The following is a 25,059-nucleotide window of genomic DNA, read 5'->3' on the forward strand; positions in this document are numbered from 1 at the left end:
GCGGCACATCGCCCCGGCCGGCCGTCGCACATCCCCCGGTGCCCACGGCCGGCCGGACCCCGACGGGGCATCGCCGCGGGCGCCCACGCGGGCCGCTCGCTTCGCAGGCCGGGCCCCGGCCGTCTCCCTCACTCTCCCGCCCGCCGGTGACGCCGATCACGCCACCGGCCCTCCACCCCTCCACAAGGAGTCACCATGCTCGCTGCCCTGATGACCGAACTCGGGCAGGACAAGCTCGAGGTCCGCGACGACGTCGAGACCATCGGCTTCGGTCCCGGAAAGGTCCGCGTCGCCATCAAGGCCACCGGTCTGTGCCAGTCCGACCTGTCCGGGATGAAGGGCATCATCCCCAACGCCGTCCCGATGGTCCTCGGCCACGAGGGCGCGGGCGAGGTCCTGGAGGTCGGCGAAGGCGTCACCCATGTCGGGCCCGGCGATCGCGTCATCGTCAACTGGCGTCCCTCCTGCGGCACATGCGCGTACTGCCACCGCGGCGAGTCCAACCTCTGCATGGCCGGTGTCGCCGCCGTCGGCATCCCCGCGTTCCGCTCCCGCGGCACCGACTTCTTCCGGTTCATGGGCGCGGGCACCTTCGCCGAGGAGGTCGTCCTGGAGGCCGGATTCGCCGCTCCGTTCCCCGACGACGTCTCCTACGAGGCCGCCGCGCTCATCGGCTGCGGCGTCACCACCGGGCTCGGCGCCGCCATCAACTCCTGCGACGTCAAGGCGGGCGAGAGCGTCGCCGTCATCGGCTGCGGTGGCGTCGGCATCAGCGCCGTCATGGGCGCCAAGGCGGCGGGCGCGGCCCATGTCGTCGCCGTCGACCCGGTCGCCGGGCGCCGTCGGTGGGCCCTCGACCTCGGCGCCACCGCCGCCGTCTCCCCGGACGAACTGCCCGACGCCGTACGGGACATCACCGCCGGCTTCGGCTTCGACCACGTCATCGAGGCCGTCGGCCGCCCGGCCACGGTCCGCTCCGCCTACGAGGCAGCCCGCCGCGGCGGCACCGTCTGCCTCGTCGGAGTCGGCGGTGCCCAGGACATGATGCCGGTGAACCTGCTGGAGCTCTTCGCGAGCGCCAAGCGCATCGTGCCGTCCATCTACGGCGGCGACGACGTGACCCGCACCTACGGCCGCGTCATCAACCTGATCCGGGCCGGCCGCATCGACCTGGAGGCCCTCGTCACGCACCGCATGCCCCTCGCCGACGTCAACCAGGCCATCGACCTGATGCGCAGCGGCGAGTCCCTGCGTGTCATGCTCACCAACGCCTGACCGGCCCGGACGGACGGAAAGGACGTTTCCACGGCGCACCCCGCGTGCGCCGTAGGATCTCCGCATGCCAGAGCAGCCCCCACCCCGCCGCCGACGCGTGCAGCAGCGCGCGCTGGACACCCGCGAGCTCCTTCTCGACGCGACGGTGGGGGTGCTCGCCGAGCAGGGCTACGCCCAGTTCTCCACACTCGCGGTCGGCGAGGCGGCCGGAGTCTCACGGGGCCGGCTCGTGCACCACTTCCCGACGAAGCTGGCCCTCGTCGAGGCGACGCTGGACCACCTCGTGGAACGCTACCGGGAGCGGGTGCCGCTGCACCTCGACCTGATCACCGACGGGCCCGACGAGGGACGTATCGCACGGGCCCTGGACACCCTGTGGAGCCTCAAGCGCAGCCGCGAGTACGCCGCGTGCCTGGAACTGATCGCGGGCGCCCGCGGCGACGAGGAACTGCGGTCCGCGCTGCGGAAGTTCGACGGCGACCTGAACGCGGCGCTCGACGACGCCGTCCGCCGCCTCGTGGGAATCGTCGCCGACAGACCGGGCTTCGACGCCGCGCTCATGACCACCATCAGCGCCATGCGGGGCCTGCTCCTCACCGCCCGAGCCCTGGGCCTGAGCGAGAGCGACCTCGAAGGCGAATGGTCACGGATGCGCGAGCGGCTCGTGCTGATCTTCGAGGAGTACGACCCGGCGGGCGCGTGAGCACCCGCGCGTACCCGCTCGACGCCGATGGTGACCAGGTGAGGCCGGTCGGCCCGTGCGGCGGGCTCTCCCGGCCGGGCGAGTGCCGTGCGCCAGGCCCCCGTCACCGCCGCGTGGGCCCGCTCGGTGCGGCAGTCCCGATACGCCGCAGGCCGGGTGGCGGGCGAGCCTCGCCGGAACCCGACCGCGGAACCGGCCGCTTCCGCTCGACTGTCCTTCACGGAGTCCGATCCCAACTCGGCTCGTGAAATGAGGAGTTGAGGCGGATCGATCGCCGGTCGGGATGGAGGCCCTCTAGGATCCCTGTATGGCAGGAGAGACGGAGAGTTCCGCACGCGCACGGAGCGGGGCCCGTCCCATCCGCTTGGGACGGCTCGCCCGGTGGGAGCGGCCCGTGACCGGGCTGATCGGGAGCCTGCTCGCTGCGGCCGGCGGGACGGCGGTCTTCGTCTCGAAGAATCAGGCGGGCAGCGTCACCTTGACCGCACTGGGCGGCTTGTTCCTGCTGATGGCCGTGAGCGGCCGCACCATCGAGAGCGTGCGTATCGGGGACTGGGAGATCACGATGGCGGAGCTGCGCAGGCAGGCGGCCGAACAGGCCCGCGCCGGGCTGAACGAGCAGGCCCAGGCCACGTTGGACCTGCTGAAGAAGCTGAACCCGGGAGCGGACCGGGACCCGGAAGTTCACGCACTGGAGATAAACGTCTTCGAGAACCGCGTCCTGGAGGCCGTGGAGGCGGCGCACGCCGACAACGAGCGGGTGGAACACCATTTCGCCGCCGGGCTCGGCGAGCCGCTTGCCGTCCTGGTGGCGCAGCCCGACGACGTCAGGATCGGTGTCTTCGCCGCATACGCGCTGGACACTTCCGGTCACGTCGCGCAGACGTCCTTGGAAAGCTTCGTACGGCGGGCGCGGGAGACGGACTGCGCCGCGTACTTGTTCGTCAACGGCACGCTGCACCAGGAGGACTTGGCGTTTCTGGTACAGGGCATCGAACGGGACGGTGGCCGACCGGTGGGGGTGCAGACCTGGACGTCCACCGCACCGTCCGCGAACCTGCGTCCCGCCGTCGACCGCCTGCTCACCCGTGTCCGAGGACCGCAGGACGAAGCGCCGAGAATTCCCCAGCAGTGAGCACCTGTTCACCTGCTCCGACGCCCTGTTCTTCGTCACCGCCCGCTTCGCCCGCCAGGACGATCGGGTCACCTTCGCGGAAGCCGTGCTGGAACAGACCCCCGCACCGCTCGGGCGGCCGGTGCCTCCGCCGCTGACCGAGGCGACCCGCGACGCGCATCCGCCGGCCAAGCTCAACGAGGCCGCGGCCGTGTGCCGGGCGTGCGGGGAGCGACCGGTGCTCGTCGTCGACGGGCTGGACGAGGACCGCGGCACCGACGGTCGGTGTCAACACCCGCACCGAACGGATCGTGAGACAGACGCACGGACGCGTCGGATTCGACCTTCTCCGCCACCACATCCTGCTCCGCCGACAGGCACCCGGCGTCACCACCGACTACGTGACGGACCCGAACCTCCTGCGGTCCCGCTCATGGGCACGTCGACCGCATTCCTCGGCCGGTTCCCGACCCGGCGCCGCTCCCCGCCGCGTTCCTGGTGTCACGGTCCTGCCGGTGGGAGGCAAAGAACGCAGGCCGTCGCCGGTAAGCTGCGTCGGTGCGCACGGTCGAGGTCCTGCTGGACGAGGAGGCGGACCTCGCGGTCCGGGAAGCCTGGCGACGGCTGGCGGATGCGGGGCTGCCCAGTCAGGCGCGTCACCGCTCACCGACCAACAGCCCGCACCTCACCCTGGCCTCCTGCCCGGAGCTGACCGCCCCGATCCGCTGGGAACTGGCCGAGGTGGCCGCAGCCCTGCCCCTGCCGGTGCGATTCACCGGCGTGGTCCGCTTCGAGCGGCCGACCTCGGTGCTGGCCTGGGGCCTCGACCTCGACTCCGCGCTGGCCGGCCTGCACGACCGGGTGTGGGACGCGGTGGCCTCCGACAGTCCGCCCGAGACCCTCAACCCTCTCCACGCCCCCGCGCACTGGAGCCCGCACGTCACCCTCGGCCGTTCCCGGCGGGCCGGCGCCTTCGCCGACCGGCGGGTCCCCGAACTGCTGCCGGCGCCGCCGCTGTCGGTCCGGCTCACCACCCTGCGCAGCTACGACACCGAGACCGGCGCCCTGGAGATGCTGGAGCCCCGTCCCTGAGACGGCGCCGCCCGCCGGCCCGACATGTCTGCCCTCGGCGACCACGCTCTGGACCCGCACTTCATCGGTACCGCGGCCGTGCTGCTGCGGTACGGAGATCCGGCCCTGCTCGCCGACCCCGACTTCCCGCACCGCCACCGTCTCGGAACGTCCACGCCGGGGCCATCGGCGGCGAGCCTCCCGTGAGGCTTCCCGAGCCGCCCGCGACGCGCACGCGGCTCCACCGGGCAGCGCCGCTTCCGACAACCGGCACCAGGCTTCAGAGCCCGGTGACTTTGGCGTTCGCCGTCACTTCGTAGACCAGGGTGACGGTGCGTCGGCCGCCGGGCGGGAGGACGAGGTTCCAGAGGGCGATGCCGTCGGCGTCGACGGTGTCGGGGACGGGGGAGCAGGCTTCTTCACGCAGACGGGTCTGCACCGCCGAGATCTCCGAGACCGGAATCCGCTCACGGAGGACGATCACCCGCTCGTCGTGTTCGTCGGGGGTGGAGAACCGGGACAGGTGCACGCGGACCGTGCGGGTGAGCACGGTGCGCTGGCTGATCGCGGCGGTGTCCCGGGTCTCGTCGGTGTGCCGGGTGACCCGGTGGTCGTCGCGGCTGCCGTAGGCGAGTTCGACGGGGGCACCGGAAGCGGTGAGGTCCAGGGTGCCGCGGCCGCTGAACCGGCTGCCGAGGACGAGGTCGACGGGGCCGGCGAGCAGGGTGTGGCCGGACAGGTTGTCGAACCGCACCACGTGGGTCACCAACGGGGACAGTTCAGGTGCGCAGGCGTACTCGCTGCTCGCGGTCGTGGTGAAGGAGGAGAGCGGCACGCGGTGGGCGCGGCCGTCCGCGGGCACGCCGACCGGCGCGGGGGAGTGCAGCACCCGTACCTCGCCGCCGTCGTCCACTCCCGGCAGGCCGAGCACGGGGGCCGGACCGAGGTCCGCGATCTCCTCCTCGCGCAGCTCGACGTCGACGGTCCGGCGCTCCGCGGAGGAGCGGTCCTGGAGCGTGAGCCGGTCCTCGCTCAGCCGGGGCGGATCGGTGGCCGGCGTGGAGCGGGCCGTCGACAGCGTCAGCCGTACGTCCGACCAGTCCTCGCCGGTGCGCTGCCAGACCGTCGCCTCGGTCTCCAGCGTGAGACGGTCCCCGTCGAGCACGGCCCGGTAGGAGGGCCGCCACAGCGCGCACGCGGTGAGGTGGCTCAAACGCAGTTCGGCCGGCCCGGCGACCGCGGCCTCCACCGTCAGTTCGACGAGGCCGGTCAGTTCGGCGGGTTCCTGCTCGGCGAGGCCCATGGCCTGTCGTGCCGTGACGAGTTCGGCGGTGCGGGAGACCAAGCGGGCTTCCAGGGCGCGCAGTTGCTCGCTGTAGGAGTCGCGCTCGTCGTCCACACGGTTCAGTTCGAGGGTCCAGCGGGGTCCTTCCGCCTCGCCGGAGCCGGCGCCTTCGCCGATCTCCCGCAGCAGATCGGCGGCGAGACGGCCGAGCGTGCCGAGCCGGGTCTGGAGCCGGTCGCGCTCCCGGCCCAGGGCGAGCAGGTCCTCCTCGAGGGCGTGCACGCGGTGGCGCAGGGCGGAGTCGTGGTCAGCGGGCCGGGGCCCGCGCGGAGTCCAGCTGCGGACGATCCGCACGTCGAGCACGGTCGCCTGGTGCTCGGCCGTCAGCTCGGCGTGGAGCGTACGGTCGACGACCAGCGCGCTGACGGGCCCCAGACGCAGCCGCTGGACTCCGGCCTCGAGCTCGAGCGCGGTGGTGCGCTCGACGTGGGCGCGGTCCTCCAGGCAGGTGACCGCGGTGACGGGGAGGGGGATCGGTTCCGGTGCCGTGGACATGGGGGTGGGTCAGCTCCTGCGGTTGCCGCCGGCCAGGGCCTTGGCGGACGGGATGCGGATCTCGTAGCCGCCGTCGAGGGCGGTGGTGGCTCCGGCGGGCAGGTCCACCCGCCAGACACGGGTGCCGGGTGCGTGGTGTTCCCCTTCCGCCTCGTCCGGGGGCGTGGCCCAGTCGGCCCGTTCCTCGATCCGGATGTCCGTGTCGGAGGCGACCGGGACCCGTTCGCGGACCTCGACGGTGACGGGCCCGGCGAGCCGGTTGGTCAGCTCCACATGGATCCGGTGGTCGAGCACGGTGGTGGTGCCGCGCATTCCCGACGTCGACTCGTGCAGGTTCGTGCGACGGGCCACCCGGATCCCCTCGGTCGGCCCGAGACCCACCCGGCGCACCCCGCCGGGGGCGAGGGTGGGCAGCGCGGTCGTCAGCAGGAAGTCGTCGCCGACGCTCACCTCCATCGGACCGGCCAGCAGCGCCTGGTCGGTGGAGTTGGAGAGCACCAGCGTCGCGTACACGGTCTGCTCCACGGACGGCACACAGAGGTGATCGGTGCGCAGACCGACCGGGATCTCGCCGACGGTGACGGTGTGCCAGATGCCGTCCGAGGGGATGTCGACACGGGCGACGGCGTCGAAGCGGTGGTCGAAGGAACCGGCCGATTCGCGGGGCCGCACGGCGTGTCCGGGCAGTGGCAGCGTGGCCACCGTCTCGGCGCGGCGGCGGTGCTCGGCCGCCACCGGATCGAAGGCGGAGTCGGGGAACAGCCGGCCCCGGTGACCGCCCTGCTCGTCGGGGCCGCACAGGACGAGGGCGGTGTAGTCGAGTTCGGCACCGCTCGGCTGCGGCGGACCGGACACCGCCGCTGCCGGCCGCGGTGCGTCCCGGCCGGGGGCGGCGGGCGCCGAGGGAGCCGGCGGCGCGGCGGAGGCGGCGGGGGCCTCCGGCCAGGCCGCGCCACCGGCACGCGACCTGCTCCCCGGCCGGGACGGGACCGCGCTTCTCGGCCGGGACGGGACCGGCGGCGTGAAGTCACCCACGCCGCTGTCGAAGACCTCCGGGTATGCGCTGTCAGGAGAGAAGGAAGGGGACGGCGCGCCGTAACCCTGAGGTGTCGGCGGAGCCGCGGTCAACGGCCGGTCATGGCCCTGGGCCGCCGGTGACCCCCCGGCGGCCGGTCGGCCGTACCCCAGAAGAGTCGGTGACGCCCCGGTGAGCGGCTGGCCGTACCCCTGCGGCGTCGGCGTCGGCGTCGGCTGCGGTGGCGGTGGCGGAACGGGAGCGGACGCGAAGCCGCCCGCCGCGACCACGGTGCCGCCCCCGACGGGCAGGGGAGCGGTGGCCACGGAGGGGCGGGGGCCCGCTCCGTCGTATCCGGCGAACAGGTCGGCCAGCCCCGTCGGCGGCTCGCGCCAGCCGGAAGGCGCGGGGGAGGGCTGGCGGCGTCCGATCCGCAGGGAGCGCAGCCTGGGCAGGTCGGTACGGCGACGCAGGTCGGCGGTGGCCAGCGCGACACGTACGCCGGTCCAGTCCTCGCCGGTGTGCTGGGCGATGGAGGCGCGCAGCACCAGACGGCCGCTGCTGTCGCCCGGGCGGTGGGTGAGACGGTAGGCCGGCACCCACACCGCGCCCGGTACCCCGTACTCCAGCTCCACTTCCGCGTCACCGGTGCCGTCGAAGGTCACGACCGCCGAGACCGTGGTCTCCACCTGCGTCTGCGGTGCGTCGGTGGAGGCGCGAGCGAGCCGGTCGGTTGCCACGCGGAGCCTGTGCTCGACGTCGCCCAGCGTCTCCTCCAGTTCGACGAGACGGGTGTGCAGCCCGGCCAGCCGCTCGTCGACGAACTCGGCGAGCTCCAGCCACGCATCGACCGGGGTGCGGCGGTGCGGGTCGTCCGGGCCGCGGGGCGGCGCGACCGGCCGTAGGGCCCTGACCTCCTCGATCAGACCCAGCTGCCGGTCCCGGCGTCCCTGTGCCGCAGCGCACTCCTCACGCAGCCGCTCCACCTCGCCCAGCAGGGTGTCGGGCACGGCGGCGTCGAGCGGCTCGGCCTCGGTTTCCACCCGGACCTCGATGACGCGCAGCCCGGAGGCGCCCGTGACACGAGCCCGCAACGACCCCGGGTCCAGCGAGCGCGGCAGCCCCGTCACCCGGACGCGGCCGTCCGGCGGCACGCTGCCCCGCGCCAGGCGCCGACAGACCGCGCCCTGCGCGTACACCACGACCGAATCGAGGGCCGACCCCCACCTGTGCGCCGTCTCCGCCGTCATGTGCTCCGTCCCCCGCCTCGCTCGTGCTGAGCGAAGCTTACGTCCAGGTGATCCGTGCTTCCCGAGGAACGGGGTGGAATCCATGGGGCCGGGGCGGTCGGTTCCGGAAGCGTGCCGGGCAGGCCGACGGCACGCGCGACACGGACGCCAGGGCGCCGCGGCTGCCCGGGGGGAGGGTCAGCGGGTGTGGGACGCTCCCGAGCCGCCCGGGGTACGAGGCGCCCAGGTCGGCTCGGCCGTGGCTTCCTTCATGGACGGCTCGTCCATCAGGACGTGCCAGCCGTCGTCACCCCCGTTCCCGTCGAGGCGCACGTTGATCTCCTTCCTCTGCCCGGTGTCCTGGAAGTACAGGACGACGGTCTGGCGCTCGGAGCCCTCGTCGTAGAAGTCGGCCGCGACCTTCCCTTTCGCTCCCTTTCCGAATGCCTCGATCCAGTTGTCGGCCGTGCTGCGTGCGGCGTCCTCGCCGCCGTCACCGGTGGCGAGTGCCGCGAGCCGGTCGGGGGAGTCGTCCGCGATCCGCCAGACGAGCTGTTGCGTGACGCCGAGCGAGCCGGTGGAGGGATAGCCGAGCACGTGCAGGGGTTCATGGCCGGCGTAGTCCTCGGCGTAGCGGACGTCGTCCATGGACGAGCACCCGGTCAGCGCCGCGAACAGCACGCCGACCGCCAGCGCCGCGGTCATCGGGCCGCGCGCCGGGGCACCCGCCCCCGTCCGGCGCTCCCGGACCGGAAGGGCAGGACTCGTTCCGGCCCCCCGTCGGCCGTGCCACAGCACGGATTCATGCCTGGTCATGCTTCCTCGGACTCTGTCGAACGCCGCGCGGACACGGCGTGGGGCAAGATCTTCCGTCCTTGAGGATGTTCGCCACGGCTACGACGTTCCGGGAATCAGGGGCGGATCGCCCCACTCGGGTGTGCCCGGTCGCATCGGGTCGGCGGGGTGAATTCTGGCCGCGGAGGAAACCGGCGGCCGTCGACCGGAACGGGTCCTTCAGCCGTGCGTCACCTTGAGACGCGGGCTTCGATGCCGTCGAGCAGGAAGTCGAGGCCGATCCGGAAGGTCTGGTCGGCGTCCAGGTGCGCGGCGTCGCGCACCACCGTGGCCAGCGCGGGGAACCGGCCGGTGGCGAGGGTCCGCTGGAGATAGGGCCCGAGCGCGGCCTGCCAGTGCTTCTCGTCCATCCCGGTGGCCCGTTCGGCACGCCGCTCGGCGATCTCCCGGCGCACCGCGCCGATCACGTACGCCTTGACCGCGGCGACCATCGGCATGACGGAGTCCACGTCCACGTCGCCCAGCGCGGCCAGCACGGTCTCCCCGCTGGCCAGGGCGTGCGGCCCGAGCTGGGGCCGGCCGCCCAGGAGGTCGGCGAGCCATTCGTGTTCGTGAGCGGCGCGGCGGGTGGCTTCGGCATGAGACCGGAGAGCCTCCCGCCAGCCGTCCCCGGTCGCCCGGATCTCGGCGTAGGCGGCGTCGACCATGAGGTCGAGCAGCTCCTCCTTGCCGGCGATGTAGCCGTACAGCCGCATCGGACGGACGTCCAGTGCGGTGGCGACCTTGCGCAGCGACACGGCCTCCAGGCCGTCCGCGTCGGCCAGATCGATCGCCGCTCGCACGATCCGCTCCCGGCTCAACGAGGCCGGCACGGGTCGATTCGGTGGCTCCGGCCTCTCCCACACCAACATGCGGATAACGATACATCGCATCGAGCGATACAGTGTATCGAAAGATACGGTGTATCGAGGAGGAGTGATCATGACCATAGCCATCGTCGGAGCGGGCCTCGGAGGCCTGGCGCTCGCCCGCGTGCTGCACGTGAACGGCATGGATTCCGTCGTGTACGAACGTGAGTCGTCACGAGGCGCGCGCGGTCAGGGCGGCATGCTCGACATCCACTCCGGCCAGCGGGCGCTGCGCGAGGCCGGTCTGATCGACGGGTTCTACGAGATCGCCCGCGGTGAGGGCCAGGACATGCGCCTCCTCGAGCCGGACGGCACCCTGCTGCTCCAGGAGGACACGCCCGACGACGCCCCGCTCCTGCGACCCGAGGTCGACCGTGCCGACCTGCGCGACCTGCTGCTGGACTCCCTCCCCGAAGGCACCGTGCGCTGGGGGCACGCGTTCCGGTCCGCCGACGACGGCCGGCTGCACTTCGCCGACGGCGGCAGTGCGCCGTACGACCTGCTGGTCGGCGCGGACGGCGCGCAGTCCCGGGTCCGCCCGCTGCTCACCGACGCCCGCCCGGCGCACACGGGCCACAACGTCGTCGAGGTCGGCATCCCCGACATCGACCGCACGCACCCCGACCTCGCGGCGATGGTCGGGCGCGGCACCTACTGGGCGCTCGGCGACGGGCTGTCCCTGGCGGCACAGCGCAACGGCGACGGCCGCGTCCGCATCGGCCTCGGCTTCTACAACACCGCCGAGGACTGGTTCGCCACCAGCGGGATCCCGTTCGACGACCCGGCCGCCGCCCGGGCGCGGCTGATCGAACTGCTCCCCGGCTGGGACCCACGGTTCACCGCGCTGATCGAGGCCTGCGACGACACGATCATGCCGCGGTCGATCACCACTCTCCCGGTCGGCCTGACCTGGCCGTCGATGCCGGACGTCACGCTGGTCGGCGATGCCGCGCACCTGATGCCGCCGGTGGGGGAGGGCGCCAACATGGCGCTGCTCGACGGTGCCCTGCTCGGTCTCGCGCTGGCCGCGCACCCGGACGACTTTCCCGCCGCCGTCGAAGAATACGAACGCGAGATGTTCGAACGTGCCGGCGCCGCCGCCCGGATGTCCGCGCGCATGCACGAACTGCTGGCGTCGCCGGACGCCGCCCAGAAGGTGCTCGCGTTCTTCCAGCCCGGCTGAGGCGGCCGGAAGGGCTCGGGCGCCGCCTCCGGCAGTCGCTCCACGGCACGGGCCGCGAGCGGACCGAAGCGCTCGGACGGGAGTCCGACCGCTTGAACCGACAGTGATGCCTGTGGTCCCGGAGGCTTCATCCCGGCCGTCCCGCCCGCGAAGCCGCCTCCGACCGGCGCGACGGCCGCTGCTCGGGCCACGGACCGTGATCCGAGAGGGGCGCGTCGGCGAGGGACGGCCGTCACTCCAGCCACATCCCGTCGCGCATGACGACCCTCCCGCGTAGTTCCGGCTCGCCGCGCCAAGCACGCACGGTCCTCGGGACCACGCGTACGTACAGGAAGGAGCCCTCTTCCGCGCGTGGATCCCACCCGAACTTGGCCGTGAACGCCTCCGCCGCGTCTTCGGGCACATCCTGGTCCGAGAAGCACTCCGCCTCACCCTGGAGGAGCACCACGTCGAAGGTGTCCGGCAGCGACAGGCGCACGCGCGGCTCTTCGCGGACGTTCCGCGCGGTCACGGAAGCGGCGCCGGTGCACATCCACACCGCTCGCCCGTCCCACGAGAACCACAACGGCACCTGGTGCGGCCCGCGATCAGGGTGAGCCGTCGACACCCACACGTCCCGCTCGGTGACGAGCCGCTCCAGGGTGTCGCGCACGCGTTCCGCCGTGTGGCGGCGAACGGTTTCCGTGGTCTTCATGAGGACCGACCCTAACCAGCAGGCACGGGGCGCGCCTGGGGCGCAGGACCTACTCCTGGAGACCGATGAACCCCTCGTCCGGAGACCGATGGGCCCCTGGCCCTTCTGAGCGGGCCACCGCCGCTGCCCGCGCTCGCCGACATGGACGAGGCGGACAGCGGCCCGGGAATCCTCGATCCGTCCGGCAGCGCCGAAGCACTGGCGCCGAGCCCTGAGGGACGCGGGTGTCAGCGGGTGGCGGCCTCGAGTCGGGCGCGGACGACGTCGGCTCCGGCCGGGGTGGCCTCGGCGTTCATGAAGTCGGCGGCGTCGCCCGCGTACGGCAGTCCGTACACGGGGGTGCCGGGCTGCGAGCGCCAGCTGTCGGCGAGGCCGCCGTACGCCAGCGCGTCGAAGCCGAGCAGGTCGAGCAGTTCGGCGGCGTGCGCCACCGCCGCCGGGTCGTCGCCCGCCAGGGGCAGCGTGGTGCGGTCCGGCACCCCCTTCGGGCGGGACAGCGCACCCAGGTGACGGAAGAAGATGTTGTTGAACCCCTTCACCACATGCGCGTCCGGCAGGTGGCCCTGGAGCAGTTGGCTCTCCGTGGTGGTGCCGTCCTTCAGCGCGGTGATCTCGCCGTCCCGCTCCGGGTAGTAGTTGCCGGTGTCGATGACCGTCTTCCCGGCCAGCGGAGCCACCGGGATCCGGTCGAACGCCTTGAGCGGTACGGTCACCACCACCCAGTCGCCCGCCGCGCCGGCCTCCGCGGGGGTTGCCGCGCGGGCTCGCGGGCCGAGCTCGGAGACCAGGTCGCCGAGGGTCTCCGGGCCGCGCGAATTGCTGAGCACCACGTCCAGGCCGGCGTCCACCGCCAGCCGGGCCAGCGTGCCGCCGATGTGTCCACTGCCGATGAGTCCGAGAGTCGCCATGCCAATCACAACCTCGCGTCACGGCCGCTGATTCCGCCGTAGGCCAGGAACCGTCCGGCCGGACGTGTGAGGGGCGCCTGGCCCGCTCGTTCTCATGGCGCGGGGCGGGGAGCAGGAGGCGGTCCGCCGGAGCGGTCCGGGCCGTGGCCGAACTCGAAGAACGCCGGGGCGACACCGCGTCTCGTGGACATCGCGCACGTCGGCCGACCGTCATCGGCCCGAGCGAGGCGGAGACCGCCGCCGAGGAATTCGGCGAGGGCCGACGCTCGGTCCCGCCAGGTGAGTTGGGGGTGGTAGGAATACCCGACGGCCAGTGGTGGAACGCGACACGTGTCGCCGCCGGGATCCGGGGCGGTTCCCGGCGTGAGCTGCGCCCCGACGGCACCCGCGCCCGCCTCGTCATCGGCGGGGGCTGTTCCGAGAAGCGTCTGGCCGGCGTCGACGAGACGGCCGTCCTCATGGCCGTGAAGGGACCGACCGGCCATGGCGCTTCTCGCCGAGCACCACGTCACCGCAACCCCCGGCCGTCGCGTCCTGGAGGTCTACGACGCGGACGCCTTCCTCGGCGACACGGTTGCCCTGGACGCCGCCGAGGCGCATGTGGTGGCGGGAAACGGTTACCACCTGTACCTCCTCAGCCTGCAACCCGACATGCCCGTCCGGATCACCATCCGCATCTGGGACACCCCACCCGAGCCGCCGGCCGACGCCGAGGGCCACGTCGGCATCAGTCTCGAGTCCGAGACGGGCATCCTCGTGGTGAGACAGCTCGACCGCGGCCCCGCCCCCGGCGACGTCGTCCTTCCCCGCCCGGGCGTCTACGAGGGCCACGCCTGGTGGGCCGGCCGGCAGGCGGCAGGCGACTACTACGACACCACCCTCGCCCGGCTCGCCGACGACGCCCCCGACAGTTGGCTCACCGAGGCGTGGAACAACTGCCCGGTCGCCGAACGGTACGTCCTGGACCTCGCCCACAGCCGGGAGCCCGAACCCGTTGACGACGACGAGGAGTGGGCCTAGGCGGTTCTGTCCGGATCGACCGGCCGAGCCGCGCATGTGGCCGGAGTCGGTGGGGCGGGGCCGACGACCGGTCGGACGTCGCTCCGGGCGGACTCGCGGCTTCTCCTACCCCCGGCCGGTGCCGGGTGCGGCCTCAGCCGACCCAAGGGCCCGGCAATTCTTCACGGATGGTCTCGAGATCGGAAATCGTGTGCCCGTGCGCGTGGATCCAGGACTGGTCCTGAAGTCCGTCCCTGCGTACCAGCCGACCGGGGGCCGCGTACCAGCGCACCGGCGAGTCCTCCTCACTCGCCCACATCGGATGGTCGGGCAGGCCGACCCGGGTGTAGCGGGCGTGGAGATTCGGCATCAGCGCGTCGGGCAGCTCGCAGGCGTCGTAGCGGCTGCCCGTCCCGAAGAGCGATTCGCTCAGCACCAACTCGACCCAGGCCAGGGACATCCGGTCGAGAAAGGGGATCCAGCCCTGGTGCGATTCGACCACCACCGGTGGATCGTCCTGCTCGATCCGGGCGAGCGGAATTCCCCAGGAGGCGCAGTCCTGGTTCTCGCGGCGGAAGACCAGGACGCCGTCCAGGGCGTCATCGACGCAGAGGCCCGCCGGCAGGACCAGAGGGTCCTGCCGACGGGTCAGGTCGTCCCGGCGGCCGAAGAGCGCGTACCCCTGCCTCAGCACCGCCGGCAGCTCGAAGCCCAGATCACCTTCCGCGTCCGCCAGTTCCTCCGTGGTGCAGCCGTCCTCCGGCCGCAGCGGGCAGCCCATCCACGTGTCGGCGTACCAGCGCACGAACTCCCACGCCTGGAAGCGAGTGCGCACTCCGCCGCGCAGTGCCATCGATACGTCAGGACGGTCCGGCATGCGGAGGACGCTAGCGCGTTCCCCGACCGAGCAGCGACGCACAGGGCCTCGTCCCCGGTCGTCGGCGGCTCGACATGACCCGGCGACGGCATGAGCGGTCGCACCGACGCCGTCCAGCCGCTGTCACTTCTCGACCAGATGCAGTTCGAAGGCGGCACCGCGACTCGACTGACGCCTCGGCCGGGGAAACCGCGGGAGAGGAAGAAGGACGGGACGGGTGACCTCGGTGGGCGCGGGTCATGCGGTGCCATGGCGAGCGCGGTCCAGGTACCGGGCCAGCTCACGCCAGTCGTCCGCCGGAGCGTCGGGGTTTCCCGACAGGGCGGCCGGATCGTCGTGCCATGCGGCCCGCACCCCGGCGGAGAGGCCGGTATCTCCGCCGGTGAACAGCGTGCTGAGTTCGTCCATGCGATCGGCCAGCCGGCGCACTCTTCGATCGGTGGCAGGGATCCCGGCCGTCCGGAGCCGCTCGGCCCTGCGATACAACTCTGGCCACTCGACCTCCAGCAGATAATGCATCGAAGGTCCGAGGGCCGCGGCGCGCGTCTGGAGGGCCTGCACCTGGTCGGCGTCCAGATGACGGTCCAGCGCGTGCTCGCCCTCCGGACCCGTGCGGCAGGTCGCCTCCAGCGCGTCGAGCAGAGCCGTGGCACCTGGTTCCCGGCCCGAGACCAGTGCGGTTTCGAGCAGCACGAGCCGCTTCCGCAGCACGCCGAGCGCGGCGATGGACGCCTCCACACCAGCCAGGTGGTCGCGGATCAGCCGTACCGGATCCACCCCGGCATCGAGGCAGACGGCGATGCTGTCCAGGGAGAGGCCCAGACCGCGCAGCGCCAGCACCTGATAGAGACGGACGAGGTCGTCCTCGGTGTACTCCCTGTGCCCTCCCACGGTGCGTCGGGAGGGGCTGAGCAGACCGATGGTGTCCCAGTGGTGCAGTGTGCGCACGGTCAGCCCGCTGGCCTTCGCGAGCCGGCCCACTTTCCAGGTCTCAGATGCGGTCATCGGATTCCTCCGTGGATACCTTGCACTTCAGGGCGGGGCGGGGGTGCCTCCCGTTCGCGAGCGGAGACGGACTCCTGCGGAGCAGGCGAAGAACCGCGATCCGCCGCCAGAGCGGATCGCGGTGCGGTGACCAGCGGGTTTGATCGGCCCCCGAGCACACCACCAGCGGATTCCGTTTCCGTGCGGGAAAGTTGACCCTGGCCAAGACGGCGGAGCCGTTGGGCATCGTGTGGTCGCGTCCCTTGCCCGAGGGCGCGGTGCCTTCGACGGTGACGGTGTCGCGGTACGCGGCCGGCCGCTGGTCCGTCTCCCTCCTCGTCGAGGACCCGGCCGTGACACCACTGCCCGCCTCGCACTCGCCCAGTGCCGCCTGGCGAAGAAAGCGAAAGGTGACGGCGCCAATCGGGCCAAGGCCCGGCGCGAGGTCGCTACCTGGACATGCGGTTGCGGCACGGTCAACGACCGGGACGTGAACGCGGCGAAGAACCTGCCGGCCGCCGCACCGGCGGTGACAGCCTGTGGAGCCGATGCAAGACCTCAACGGGAGTCCTCCCGGACGGGACGGTCGGCGACGAAGCAGGAAACCCCACGGCGCGGGCCGTAGGAATCCCCCTCCTTCAGGAGGAGGGGGTCAAGGATCCACGATGCACCCTCACCTCGCGTGAGGTTCAACCCGTGGTGACCGTGTACCCGTCTGCCGGATCGGGGCCGACCGCACCGGTGTCGAAGTTCGGCGTGCGGCGCGTGCCCGGCCTGAGGTGCTGCGTGCCGGCTGGCGGCAGATTCCGCTCGACGGGGTCCTGCGTGCCGACTGCGTAGCCACTCCTGTCCGTCGGTGTCACCCGGATCCGGCCCTTCGCTCCGGTCACGGACGCGCCGAAGCCGAGCTTCGCCTCGGCGAGGTCGGCCCGGGTGACGGCGCGTCAAACGGTATCTGAACGGGCGGAAGCGGCCGTGGACTTGGCGGGCTCCGAGGCCCGGCGTGCCGCTCCGGATGAATCGACTTGACGATTCTTTGACCTTGACCTCAGACTTCCCCTGCAACTCCCCATCATCGAAGGAATTTTCGAAATAATGAAGAGATTCGCGCGGCCTCGTACCGGAGCCGCAGCGCTTGTGTCCGTCCTCTCCCTGGCCCTGGTCACCGGCTGTTCCGACAGCGGGTCCGGGTCGGGTTCTGACGGCAAGGGCAGCGGCAAGGACAGCGGCAAGGACTCTGCCGCGGCCGCGAAGCCCCTCAGCGACAGCGAGTTGGGCGAACTGATCATCACGACGGCCGACGTCAAGGGCTTCAAGGTCACCCCGCCCGGCAAGGCCGACGCGTTCGCCGCCTCCAAGGGGGACGTCAAGGTCGTCGACGAGAAGTGCGCGCCTCTCGCGTACGTCCTCACCGGCTTCGCGCCGGGCGACTCGGCCTCCTTCGCGAGCCGCATGGCCCATGAGGACCCGGCGGCCAAGGCGGCGGCGTCCCCCAGCAAGAAGATGGAGGACATGTCGCCGGAGGAGCTCGAGAAGGCGCTGGACTCCGTCACCGACGCACTCGGCTCGACGACGACCATCGTCTCGCTCTCCTCGTACGAGGGGGACGGCGCGAAGGAGACCATGTCGTCGGTCTCCGAGGCGCTCAAGGGCTGTGGCGGCGGCTTCACCGTCACGGGCGGGGACGAGCCGCAGAAGTTCTCGAAGGTCGTGGGGGAGAAGGCCTCCGGGAACGGTGACGAGTCGGTGGCGTTCGCCGCGACCGCTGACGCGGAGGGATCTCCGCTGGTCGTGCACGCCGAGGTCGCGCGTCACGGCAACACCGTCGCGACGTACTACTCGCTCAGCCTCGCGGCCCTGGCCGAGGACGGCAAGGCGACCGCCTACAGCGTGCCGGCCGCGCTCATCAAGGCCCAGACGGCCAAGCTCGGCTGACCCGGAACCCGGTGGGAGGGCGGGCGCGGCCGACCGGCCCGCGCGCCCTCCCACCGGACCCCCGCGGTGGCCCTCGCGCCGCACGGCGGGCCGCCCTCGGAGGCCGGCCGAGGACGGCGACCGTCACTCTCCAGCCTTCGTCGTCATCGCCTCGACGCCCTCGCCCGCGCGGGCAGGGGCACTGCCTTGGCCGGACTCGTTGCCCAGGACGTTCTCCGGGTGAGCGCCGATCGGCCGTGCCGAGACCTTCGCCCACGAAACCGGCACCCTTCGGGCCCGGCCCGCGGTCCGCGAACTCAAGACGATCCCCGGCGCCGCATCGCCGGCCGCCCCATCGGCCGCGAAACGCCGGATCCGCCGCGGGCCCTTGCCGGAGCTGAGTCAGGCAGCCGAGGCGCAGAGGCATCCGGCCGTGGCCGTGCCCACCGGCTGGAGCCGAGAACCCCCCGACGTGCTCGCGCACGGGCGGCGAAGCGTCCGCCCGCGATGTCATCGAGCGGTTCACCGGTTCGCACCCGCTCGGGCGGTCACGCCAAGTCCTCGACCGGATGCGCCGACAGCACGGCCGCTCTCCTCGTGATGTGACGCGGGTCATATGGACCCCATGTCACGAACGGAAGGGCAGCTTGCGTCTGGTGGTCGTCCGCACGGCGGGAACGACCGACACGAAAGAGGCAGCACAGCGATGAACGCGACAGCAGCGCAGCAGCACGAGGTCCTGGTCCTGGGCGCCGGCTACGCCGGGCTCTCCGCCGCGATCCAGCTCGCGGCCCGCACCAGGAAGCGTGGGAGCCTGCGGGTGACGCTGGTCAACCCCTACGACACCTTCACCGAGCGGCTCCGACTGCACATGACCGCCACCGGCCAGGAGACGGCCGAGATGAACATCCCGGAACTGCTGGACGGTACCGGCGCCGGCTTCGTCCGCGGCTGGGTCACCGCCGTGGACGCCGGGGCGAAGACCGTCCGGATCGACGACGACCGGGTCCTGCGCTACGACACCCTGGTCTACGGTCTGGGCGGCGTCGCGGACACCGTCGCCGTCCCCGGCGCGGACGAGCACGCCCACACCCTCGACGGCCCGGAGGACGCCACCCTCCTCGCCGACCGGCTGGCCCGGCTCGACGGCGGGACCGTCGTGGTCGGAGGCGGCGGCCTCACCGGCGTCGAGGCGGCCGCGGAGATCGCCGAGCGGTACCCGGAGCTCGAGGTGGTGCTGCTGGGCCGGCGGGAACCGGGTGCGAACATGCACCCGAAGGCCAAGGCCCACTTGGACGCGGCGCTCGCCCGGCTCGGCGTGCGGGTGCGCAGCGGCGTCGAGGTGGCCAAGGTGCTGCCGGACCGTGTCGAGCTCGCGGACGGCTCCGGCATTCAGGCGGGCGCGGTGCTGTGGACCGTCGGCACCCGGGTCTCACCGATGGCGGCCGCCGCGGGCCTGGCCGTCGACGAGCACGGCCGCGTGGTCACCGACAGCGCGCTCCGCTCGGTCTCCCACCCGGACGTCTACGCCGTGGGCGACGCGGCGGCGATCCGCCAGGGCTACGGCGTGATGCACGGGACCTGCCAGGGGGGCATGCCCACCGGCGTGCACGCGGCCCTCTCGATCCTGCGGGTGCTGGCCGGCAAGGAGCCCAAGCCCTTCCGTTTCGGTTACTACCACACACCGGTCAGTCTGGGCCGCGGCGACGCCGTCGTGCAGTTCACCCACCCCGACGACAGCCCGCGCCGGATCGTCCTGACCGGCAAGCGGGCCGTGAAGTACAAGGAGACGGTCACCGCCGCGCCCTGGCCGACCTTCGCCCGTATGAAGAAGATGCCCGCCTCGGGCGCGTTCTGGCCGCACGGCGGCCGCTACACCCGGATTCGGAGCGCCGAATGACCCAGCCGCAGCAGGCCGATCCCGACCAGCTCACCTTCCAGCAGTACCGCACCCTGCTCTTCTCCGTCGCCTACCGCATCCTCGGCACCGCCGTCGACGCCGAGGACGTGGTCCAGGACGCCTGGCTCAAGTGGTCGGCGGCCGACCGTTCCCAGGTCGCCGACCCCAAGGCCTACCTGGCCCGGATCGTCTCCAACCTGGCGGTGGAGCGGCTTCGTTCGACCCGCCACCAACGCGAGACCTACGTCGGGCCCTGGCTCCCCGAGCCGATCCTCACCGGCCCGGACACGGCCGACGGCGTCGCCACGGCGGACTCGGTCTCCATGGCCCTGCTGGTCGTGCTGGAGACGCTGAGCCCCCTGGAGCGCGCGGTCTTCGTGCTGAAGGAGGTCTTCGCCTTCAGCCATGCGGAGATCGCGGAGGCGGTGGAACGCTCGGAACCGGCGGTCCGGCAGGCCGCACACCGCGCCCGCGAGCACGTCCAGGCCCGCCGGCCCCGTTTCACCGCGGACCGCGCCCGTCAACGCGACGTCACCGAGCGCTTCTTCGCGGCGACGGCGGGCGGCGACATCAACACCCTCATGGAGTTGCTCTCCCCGGACGTGACGCTGTGGACCGACGGCGGCGGCAAGGTCCGCCAGGCCCTCAAGCCGGTCGTCGGCCCGGAGACCGTGGCCCGTTGGTTCGCCGCGCTCGGCACCGCGACCTACCAGGGCATCGAGCCCGGGCAGATGCGGTCGGAACTCACCTGGATCAACGGCGGTCCGGGCGTGGTCTTCCGCGGCCCGGACCGCGTGGTCGCCACGCTGACCTTCGACTTCGATCCGCAAGGCCGCATCTCGGCCATCCACAACGTGGCCAATCCCGACAAACTCCGCGCGGTCGCCGACGGAACCCGGCACGAACTCCCCTGAGCCGCCCGGTCGTCGTCGACACCCTCCGGCGTGCCGGTGCGGCGCGGGCAAAAGGGCCCGTGCGCGGCGACCGGGCCCGTCGGCACGGAGACGAGGCGACGGGCCGCCGCGGCCGGGCTTGCCATCGGCGCGATCACCGGCTTCGCTGTGACCTGCCCCAACCCCGACAACCGCCCGCCCGCGCCCAGGAGAACCACACGTGACCCGAGCACAACGCCGCGCCCGCCTCGCCCTCACCCTCGTCGGCCTGCTCGTCGCCGCCATCGGCCTCGTCATCTACATCCCGGCGAGCATCGACTCCGGCACGGCCGACCAGGCGCGGGCGGACGCGTCGGCCGCCGACTGGGGTGACGTCCTCGGCTACGAAGCCGACCACGCCGCGAAGGAACAGCGGTTCGAAGCCGAGTCGGACAAACGGATCGCCGAGGAGGACAAGACGTTCGGCGCGGTGCTGATCGGACTCGGCGTCGTCGTCGGTGCCGGTCGCTGGGCCGTCCGGCCGACCGCCGCCGGCCCTCGCACACCCCGGATCGTGACCCCCGGCCCCGTGCCCGCGGCGTCTGTCGCCGACGAACTCTCCAAGCTCGCCGGGCTCCGCGACCGGGGCGAACTCAGCCCGGCCGAATTCGAGCAGCAGAAGGCACGTCTCCTCGGCGGCTGAACGGACGCGTGCCTGGCCGGGACGTCGGTCGGGCGCCGACGGCGGGGTGTCACCGCCGGTCGACGGCCACGCGGAGCCCGCGGATCACATAGCCTCCGATCTCGTCCTGGAAGGTGACGCGGGGCCGTGTGAGCATGCGAATGCCCTTGAGGTCGAAGAGGTGGCCGAGGAAGACGTTGGTCTCCATCATCGCGATGTCGGCGCCGGGGCAGCGGTGCGGTCCGTCACCGAAGGACAGGGCGGCCGCGTACCGCCCGGTCGTTGCCGGCCGGCCGGGGCAGACCGCCGTGGGAGTGTCCCCCATGGCCTCCGGGTCGGTGTTGGCCTCGTTCACGAAGATGTCGACGAGCGCGCCGGCGGGCACGGTGACCGGGCCGTCGGCGCCCTGCACATCGAGGGCGCCGGTGGTCTGTCGGCTCAGCCGGGCGACCACGGGTTCCAGACGGAGGATCTCGTGGACCACCGCCAGGCGTTCGGTCTCGTCCCCGTTCGTGTAGCGCTCGCGCAGGGCGGCGTCGGTGAACAGGTGCCATGCGGCGACGGAGATGAACTCGCGGGTGGTGATCATTCCGGCAGCGGCGTAGGTGAGGCATTCGCCGAGGATCTCGGGGTTCGAGCAGCCTTCCGCGATCAGGTGGGAGATCAGGTTGTCGGCGGGCCGTTCGCGGTGGGCGCGGACGGCCGGGCGGACGTCGGCGAAGTAGATCCGCAGCCAGTTGGTGTTCTGGCGGAACAGCCAGTAGATCCCGTGCGGACTGGTGAACCCGGGCTTGCCGAACTTCTCGGGGAAGAAGCGCTCCAGGCGGCCCTGAATGCCGGGTCTGCTGTGGGTCAGGCCGATGACCCCGCACGCCACATCGATCGAGACGCCGAAGGTGAGGTCCTCCAACTGCGCCTCGCCTTCGCTGCGCAGGGTGTTCAGGTGCTTCTGCGTGACGCGTTCGGTGAGTTCCCGGTAGTGCTCGTCCACATGGCGGGGCGTGAAGTAGCGGGCGGTCTGACGGCGGTGTTCCCGGTGTTCGGGCCCGTCGCGGTACAGCACGGGCCGCCGGATCCGGGCGGGCAGCTTCTCGACGGTCTCGATGCCCAGACCCGCCTGCACGGTGTCGGTGCTGCGCAGAACGGCGCGCGCCGCCGAGTAGCCGCGTACCTGCCACGTGCCGTCGTCCTCGCGGCCGATCGGGCAGCCGGGTCCGGTGGGATCCCTGCGGATCTTCCGTGCGTCGTCGTCGGTTCGGTCCATCGAATGCCGCCCCCGTCGTCATGTCGGCGCCCCTCCCGGGAGGAGCCCGGTGTCAGGCATGTGCGACCAGACTTCAGGACGGTCGCCCCCGCCGCCAGTGTTCTGGCGGCCACGGGCCGTGGTTCGTCCTCGACGCCGACCGTGCTCGATGCCGTCGGACGCAAGCCCTGAACGACGTGTCCGGCCGTGGCACGGCCTGAGCGGCCGCGCCGTCGGCCGGCGGTCCGCACCCGGACGAGCCCGGTCCGGGCCGTGGTGTGGGGTCACGGCCCGGACCGGGTCGCTCGGTCGCCCGGCCCGCAGCTGCGGTCCGGGCGACGGGTCGGCGCGTCTTGTTCAGCGCGTCATGTTCAGCGCGTCTTGTTCAGCTCGGCGACGGCCTTCGCGAGGCCGTTGGCCCAGAGCTGGTTGACACGGGAGCGCTCGGCCGCGTTCGGGTAGCGGTTGGTGCAGGACGTACCCGGGCCGCCTCCCGACATGAGCTCGCTGCACGGACCGCTGTAGTGGTCCGGCAGGCCCAGCACGTGGCCGGTCTCGTGAGCGGTGACACGGATCGAGTCGTACTGCCGGTTCTGCGCGTAGTCGAGGAAGATGTAGCCGCGGCCGTGGCCGTTCGTGGAGGCGTAGGACCCGCGTGAGTCGTTGCCCTCGTAGTAGGTGAAGTCCGCACCGCTCGTCGTCGCCTGGAGCTTGACGTTCGACACGGAGCTGTTCCAGATCGAGGCGGAACTCGCTATCTGGGAGCGGAAGGTCGGCGCCTGGGAGGCGTTGTAGTAGACGGTCACCGACGCCAGGGAGGGGTTGGCCGCCTGCTTCTTGGCGACCGACTTCAGCACGGCTTCGAAGAACGCCTTGTTGCCCGCGGTGTCTTCGGCCGAGCCGGAGTACCGGGCGCTCGCGACGGTGGTGGAAGCGGCCGGGGCCGGGTCGGCCGGCCGGGCGCTCGCGGGGGTCGCGGTGCCGAGCGCCGCGGATGCCAGACCGAAGCCGAGCGTGAGTGCCAGGAGTCTCCTGGATGTCTTCGACCTCATGCGGGAGGACAGCATGTGTGGTGCTCCTACTCGTTCGTGTGGGGTGGTGAACGATTGGTTCAGCAGGAGTCTCGCGGAGGCCAAGGGGGTTATGGGTAATGGCAGTTGGGGATAGCGCGAAACTATCAGGGAGTCAACTCGTCTGACTTCGTAGCGATTTGAACATCTGGTGTGTCATGCGGAGGCTCCCATACCCTTCCCGCATGGAGCTCGAGGTGAGGCACTTACGTGCCCTGTGCGCCATCGCCGACACGGGCAGCCTGCACAAGGCGGCCCGTGAACTCGGCGTGGCCCAGCCCTCGTTGAGCGCCCAATTGCGCCGGATCGAGCAGGCCCTCGGCGCCCAGCTCTTCGTCCGCGCGGGTACGGGATGCCGCCCCACGCCAGTGGGTCACGCGGTGCTGAGCCGCGCCAGACCGCTCGTCACCGAACTCGCCGCGATCGTCACGGAGACGAGGGCCGCGGTGGCCCGGGCCGCGGACGAGAACACCCTGCACATCGGTGCCACGGCGAGCCGGGCCCTGCCGGGCTGGCTGCGCCGGTTGCGTGCCCGTATTCCCCGCACCGATCCCACACTCCGGATGGACGTCTCCGCGAACTCCCTGCTGCGGATGGTCGCCGGGGGATGGCTCGAACTGGCCTTCGTGCATGAGGTCGAGGGCAGCCCTCTGTGTGTCCCGCCCGGGCTCTGTCTGCGCGTAGTGGTCGAACGTGAACCGCAGTTCGTCACCCTCGCCCCCGACCACCCCGCCGCGGAGCGGTCCGAGGTGCGCCTCGCCGACCTGGCCGACGACCAGTGGATGGTGGACTCCACGGTGGACGGCGAATGGGACGGCCTCTGCCGGGTCCTGCGTGACGCGGGGATCGAACCCGACATGCTGCACGGCGACTACCTCACGGCGTACTCACTGGCCGCCACCGGCGACGTCGTCACGGTCAGCCAGCCCACCGCGCTACCGCGCCCCGATGTCGTGGTCCGTCCTTTGCAGGGCGACCCGATAGGAGTGCGCCTGTTGCTCGCCGCGCGCTCAGAGGCCGAACTCGACCACGGATACGACGAATTGGTGGAGGCCTACTGGGAAGTGGCCCGTCAGGCGCCGGCCTACCGGGCGTGGCTGGAGCGGTCGGGCACGCCGTAGGCCGGGGCGCGGGTGGTCCCGCGCCCCGACGGTCGCGCCGGCCGGATGAGGAGGCGTACCTCGGCGACGGCCCCGAAGGCCCAGGCCCGGACACGGGCCAGGAACGCCCGCTCCGCCGTGGTGCCGTGACGGTCGAACGCGTCGCCGAGCGCGTCGAGGCCGAGACCGATGACCGACAGGGCAGGAACCGATGCCTGTCAGGGCAGGAACCGGGCCGTTACGACCAGGGGCCGATGTCCGGCGGCGGAACGTAGATGGGGGTGTCGGGGCAGCCGATCTCCCCCCAGTAGGCGCAACCGCTGCGGGCCGGGGGCGCGGTCGGCGGGGTGGAGCTGGTCTGCGGGACCGGTTCGGACGTCGGGACGTCGTGCGCGCCGGAGCAGTCGTCGGCGTCGTCGGGCGTGCACAGGACCGGCAGAGGCGGGGACGGCGGCTCCACCGGCCCGTCGTCGCAGGCAACTGCTCCCCACACGAGAAGGGCGATGAGGCCGGAGGCGGTCAAGAGGCGGACCGGGGTGGACATGGGGCACTCCTGGAACGGTGAGAGGACGAGAGCGGTTCCCGGCGGGAGCCGCTGGACTCCATCACGGTGGCGTGCCCGTCGGGCCGGGCGCCCGAGTCACCCGTCGCGTTCATGCCGGGCACCACGCCGGTGCACCGGG

Annotated in this window: 23 protein-coding genes and 1 pseudogene; 13 read left to right on the forward strand and 11 right to left on the reverse strand. The window is 72.2% G+C overall.

Going from position 1 to position 25,059, the window contains the following annotated elements:
- The first annotated feature begins 195 nt into the window (after positions 1-195).
- From CW362_RS09115 to CW362_RS43225, 5 genes are all read left to right on the forward strand, one after another.
- Positions 196-1,275, forward strand: coding sequence for an alcohol dehydrogenase catalytic domain-containing protein (locus CW362_RS09115; RefSeq protein WP_103548864.1), 1,080 nt, complete (start codon positions 196-198; stop codon positions 1,273-1,275).
- 64 nt (positions 1,276-1,339) lie between these two features.
- A complete protein-coding gene (locus CW362_RS09120) occupies positions 1,340-1,978 on the forward strand; it encodes a TetR/AcrR family transcriptional regulator (protein WP_103548865.1) in 639 nt (212 codons plus the stop codon).
- Between the two features lie 394 nt (positions 1,979-2,372).
- Positions 2,373-3,113, forward strand: a complete 741-nt coding sequence (locus tag CW362_RS09125) for a hypothetical protein (protein ID WP_162684012.1) — start codon at positions 2,373-2,375, stop codon at positions 3,111-3,113.
- Between the two features lie 537 nt (positions 3,114-3,650).
- Entirely contained in the window at positions 3,651-4,184 is a 534-nt protein-coding gene (locus tag CW362_RS09130) for a 2'-5' RNA ligase family protein (RefSeq protein WP_103548867.1), read from the forward strand.
- A 24-nt stretch (positions 4,185-4,208) separates the two neighbouring features.
- Positions 4,209-4,370: a hypothetical protein gene (locus tag CW362_RS43225; RefSeq protein ID WP_162684013.1), complete on the forward strand. Its 162-nt coding sequence runs from the start codon at positions 4,209-4,211 to the stop codon at positions 4,368-4,370.
- Positions 4,371-4,443: 73 nt separating this feature from the next.
- Here the strand turns inward: CW362_RS43225 and CW362_RS09135 are convergent, their stop codons facing one another.
- The 4 genes from CW362_RS09135 to CW362_RS09150 all read right to left on the reverse strand — a co-directional run bounded on the left by CW362_RS09135 (position 4,444) and on the right by CW362_RS09150 (position 9,953).
- On the reverse strand, positions 4,444-6,003 hold the full coding sequence (locus CW362_RS09135) for a mucoidy inhibitor MuiA family protein (protein WP_103548868.1): 1,560 nt from the start codon (positions 6,001-6,003) through the stop codon (positions 4,444-4,446).
- Between the two features lie 9 nt (positions 6,004-6,012).
- Entirely contained in the window at positions 6,013-8,268 is a 2,256-nt protein-coding gene (locus tag CW362_RS09140) for a DUF4139 domain-containing protein (protein WP_103548869.1), read from the reverse strand.
- A gap of 177 nt (positions 8,269-8,445) precedes the next feature.
- The gene (locus tag CW362_RS09145; RefSeq protein ID WP_162684014.1) at positions 8,446-9,063 is read right to left on the reverse strand and encodes a hypothetical protein; all 618 of its coding nucleotides are present in this window, start codon (positions 9,061-9,063) and stop codon (positions 8,446-8,448) included.
- A gap of 209 nt (positions 9,064-9,272) precedes the next feature.
- Positions 9,273-9,953: a TetR/AcrR family transcriptional regulator gene (locus CW362_RS09150; protein ID WP_103548871.1), complete on the reverse strand. Its 681-nt coding sequence runs from the start codon at positions 9,951-9,953 to the stop codon at positions 9,273-9,275.
- Positions 9,954-10,023: 70 nt separating this feature from the next.
- Between CW362_RS09150 and CW362_RS09155 the strand changes: the two genes are divergently transcribed.
- Entirely contained in the window at positions 10,024-11,133 is a 1,110-nt protein-coding gene (locus CW362_RS09155) for an FAD-dependent oxidoreductase (protein WP_103548941.1), read from the forward strand.
- 232 nt (positions 11,134-11,365) lie between these two features.
- Here the strand turns inward: CW362_RS09155 and CW362_RS09160 are convergent, their stop codons facing one another.
- On the reverse strand, positions 11,366-11,827 hold the full coding sequence (locus CW362_RS09160) for a pyridoxamine 5'-phosphate oxidase family protein (RefSeq protein WP_103548872.1): 462 nt from the start codon (positions 11,825-11,827) through the stop codon (positions 11,366-11,368).
- Positions 11,828-12,054: 227 nt separating this feature from the next.
- Positions 12,055-12,735: an NADPH-dependent F420 reductase gene (locus tag CW362_RS09165; RefSeq protein ID WP_103548873.1), complete on the reverse strand. Its 681-nt coding sequence runs from the start codon at positions 12,733-12,735 to the stop codon at positions 12,055-12,057.
- A 483-nt stretch (positions 12,736-13,218) separates the two neighbouring features.
- On the opposite strand from CW362_RS09165, the gene CW362_RS09170 reads away from it, so the two are divergent.
- Positions 13,219-13,755 carry a hypothetical protein gene (locus CW362_RS09170; protein ID WP_103548874.1) on the forward strand — a complete coding sequence of 179 codons (537 nt, stop codon included), beginning with the start codon at positions 13,219-13,221 and terminating at the stop codon, positions 13,753-13,755.
- A gap of 133 nt (positions 13,756-13,888) precedes the next feature.
- Here the strand turns inward: CW362_RS09170 and CW362_RS09175 are convergent, their stop codons facing one another.
- Both CW362_RS09175 and CW362_RS09180 read right to left on the reverse strand, forming a co-directional pair.
- Positions 13,889-14,611 carry a hypothetical protein gene (locus CW362_RS09175; RefSeq protein WP_103548875.1) on the reverse strand — a complete coding sequence of 241 codons (723 nt, stop codon included), beginning with the start codon at positions 14,609-14,611 and terminating at the stop codon, positions 13,889-13,891.
- A gap of 237 nt (positions 14,612-14,848) precedes the next feature.
- Positions 14,849-15,616, reverse strand: coding sequence for a MerR family transcriptional regulator (locus tag CW362_RS09180; protein WP_103548876.1), 768 nt, complete (start codon positions 15,614-15,616; stop codon positions 14,849-14,851).
- A 152-nt stretch (positions 15,617-15,768) separates the two neighbouring features.
- On the opposite strand from CW362_RS09180, the pseudogene CW362_RS44390 reads away from it, so the two are divergent.
- The 5 genes and pseudogenes from CW362_RS44390 to CW362_RS09210 all read left to right on the forward strand — a co-directional run.
- Positions 15,769-16,220, forward strand: a pseudogene (locus tag CW362_RS44390) (RNA-guided endonuclease InsQ/TnpB family protein); the annotation flags it as partial.
- Positions 16,221-16,732: 512 nt separating this feature from the next.
- Complete coding sequence (locus tag CW362_RS09195; protein ID WP_103548878.1) at positions 16,733-17,530, forward strand: hypothetical protein; 798 nt, start codon at positions 16,733-16,735, stop codon at positions 17,528-17,530.
- Positions 17,531-18,215: 685 nt separating this feature from the next.
- On the forward strand, positions 18,216-19,409 hold the full coding sequence (locus CW362_RS09200) for an NAD(P)/FAD-dependent oxidoreductase (protein WP_103548879.1): 1,194 nt from the start codon (positions 18,216-18,218) through the stop codon (positions 19,407-19,409).
- On the forward strand, positions 19,406-20,323 hold the full coding sequence (locus CW362_RS09205) for an RNA polymerase sigma-70 factor (protein WP_103548880.1): 918 nt from the start codon (positions 19,406-19,408) through the stop codon (positions 20,321-20,323). The genes CW362_RS09200 and CW362_RS09205 overlap by 4 nt, the downstream gene beginning before the upstream one ends.
- A 199-nt stretch (positions 20,324-20,522) precedes the next feature.
- The gene (locus CW362_RS09210; RefSeq protein ID WP_206300907.1) at positions 20,523-20,984 is read left to right on the forward strand and encodes an SHOCT domain-containing protein; all 462 of its coding nucleotides are present in this window, start codon (positions 20,523-20,525) and stop codon (positions 20,982-20,984) included.
- 49 nt (positions 20,985-21,033) lie between these two features.
- Here CW362_RS09210 and CW362_RS09215 read toward each other — a convergent pair whose 3' ends face one another.
- Both CW362_RS09215 and snpA read right to left on the reverse strand, forming a co-directional pair.
- A complete protein-coding gene (locus tag CW362_RS09215) occupies positions 21,034-22,227 on the reverse strand; it encodes a cytochrome P450 (RefSeq protein ID WP_103548881.1) in 1,194 nt (397 codons plus the stop codon).
- Between the two features lie 350 nt (positions 22,228-22,577).
- Positions 22,578-23,258, reverse strand: a complete 681-nt coding sequence (snpA, locus tag CW362_RS09220) for a snapalysin (protein ID WP_240657729.1) — start codon at positions 23,256-23,258, stop codon at positions 22,578-22,580.
- 203 nt (positions 23,259-23,461) lie between these two features.
- On the opposite strand from snpA, the gene CW362_RS09225 reads away from it, so the two are divergent.
- Positions 23,462-24,397 (forward strand): LysR family transcriptional regulator, encoded by a 936-nt coding sequence (locus tag CW362_RS09225; RefSeq protein ID WP_103548883.1) that lies wholly within the window; start codon positions 23,462-23,464, stop codon positions 24,395-24,397.
- Positions 24,398-24,614: 217 nt separating this feature from the next.
- On the opposite strand, the gene CW362_RS09230 is transcribed toward CW362_RS09225, so the two are convergent.
- On the reverse strand, positions 24,615-24,920 hold the full coding sequence (locus tag CW362_RS09230) for a hypothetical protein (RefSeq protein ID WP_103548884.1): 306 nt from the start codon (positions 24,918-24,920) through the stop codon (positions 24,615-24,617).
- Positions 24,921-25,059 lie beyond the last annotated feature (139 nt).

The organism is Streptomyces populi, from assembly GCF_002911015.1.
Classification (GTDB): domain Bacteria; phylum Actinomycetota; class Actinomycetes; order Streptomycetales; family Streptomycetaceae; genus Streptomyces; species Streptomyces populi.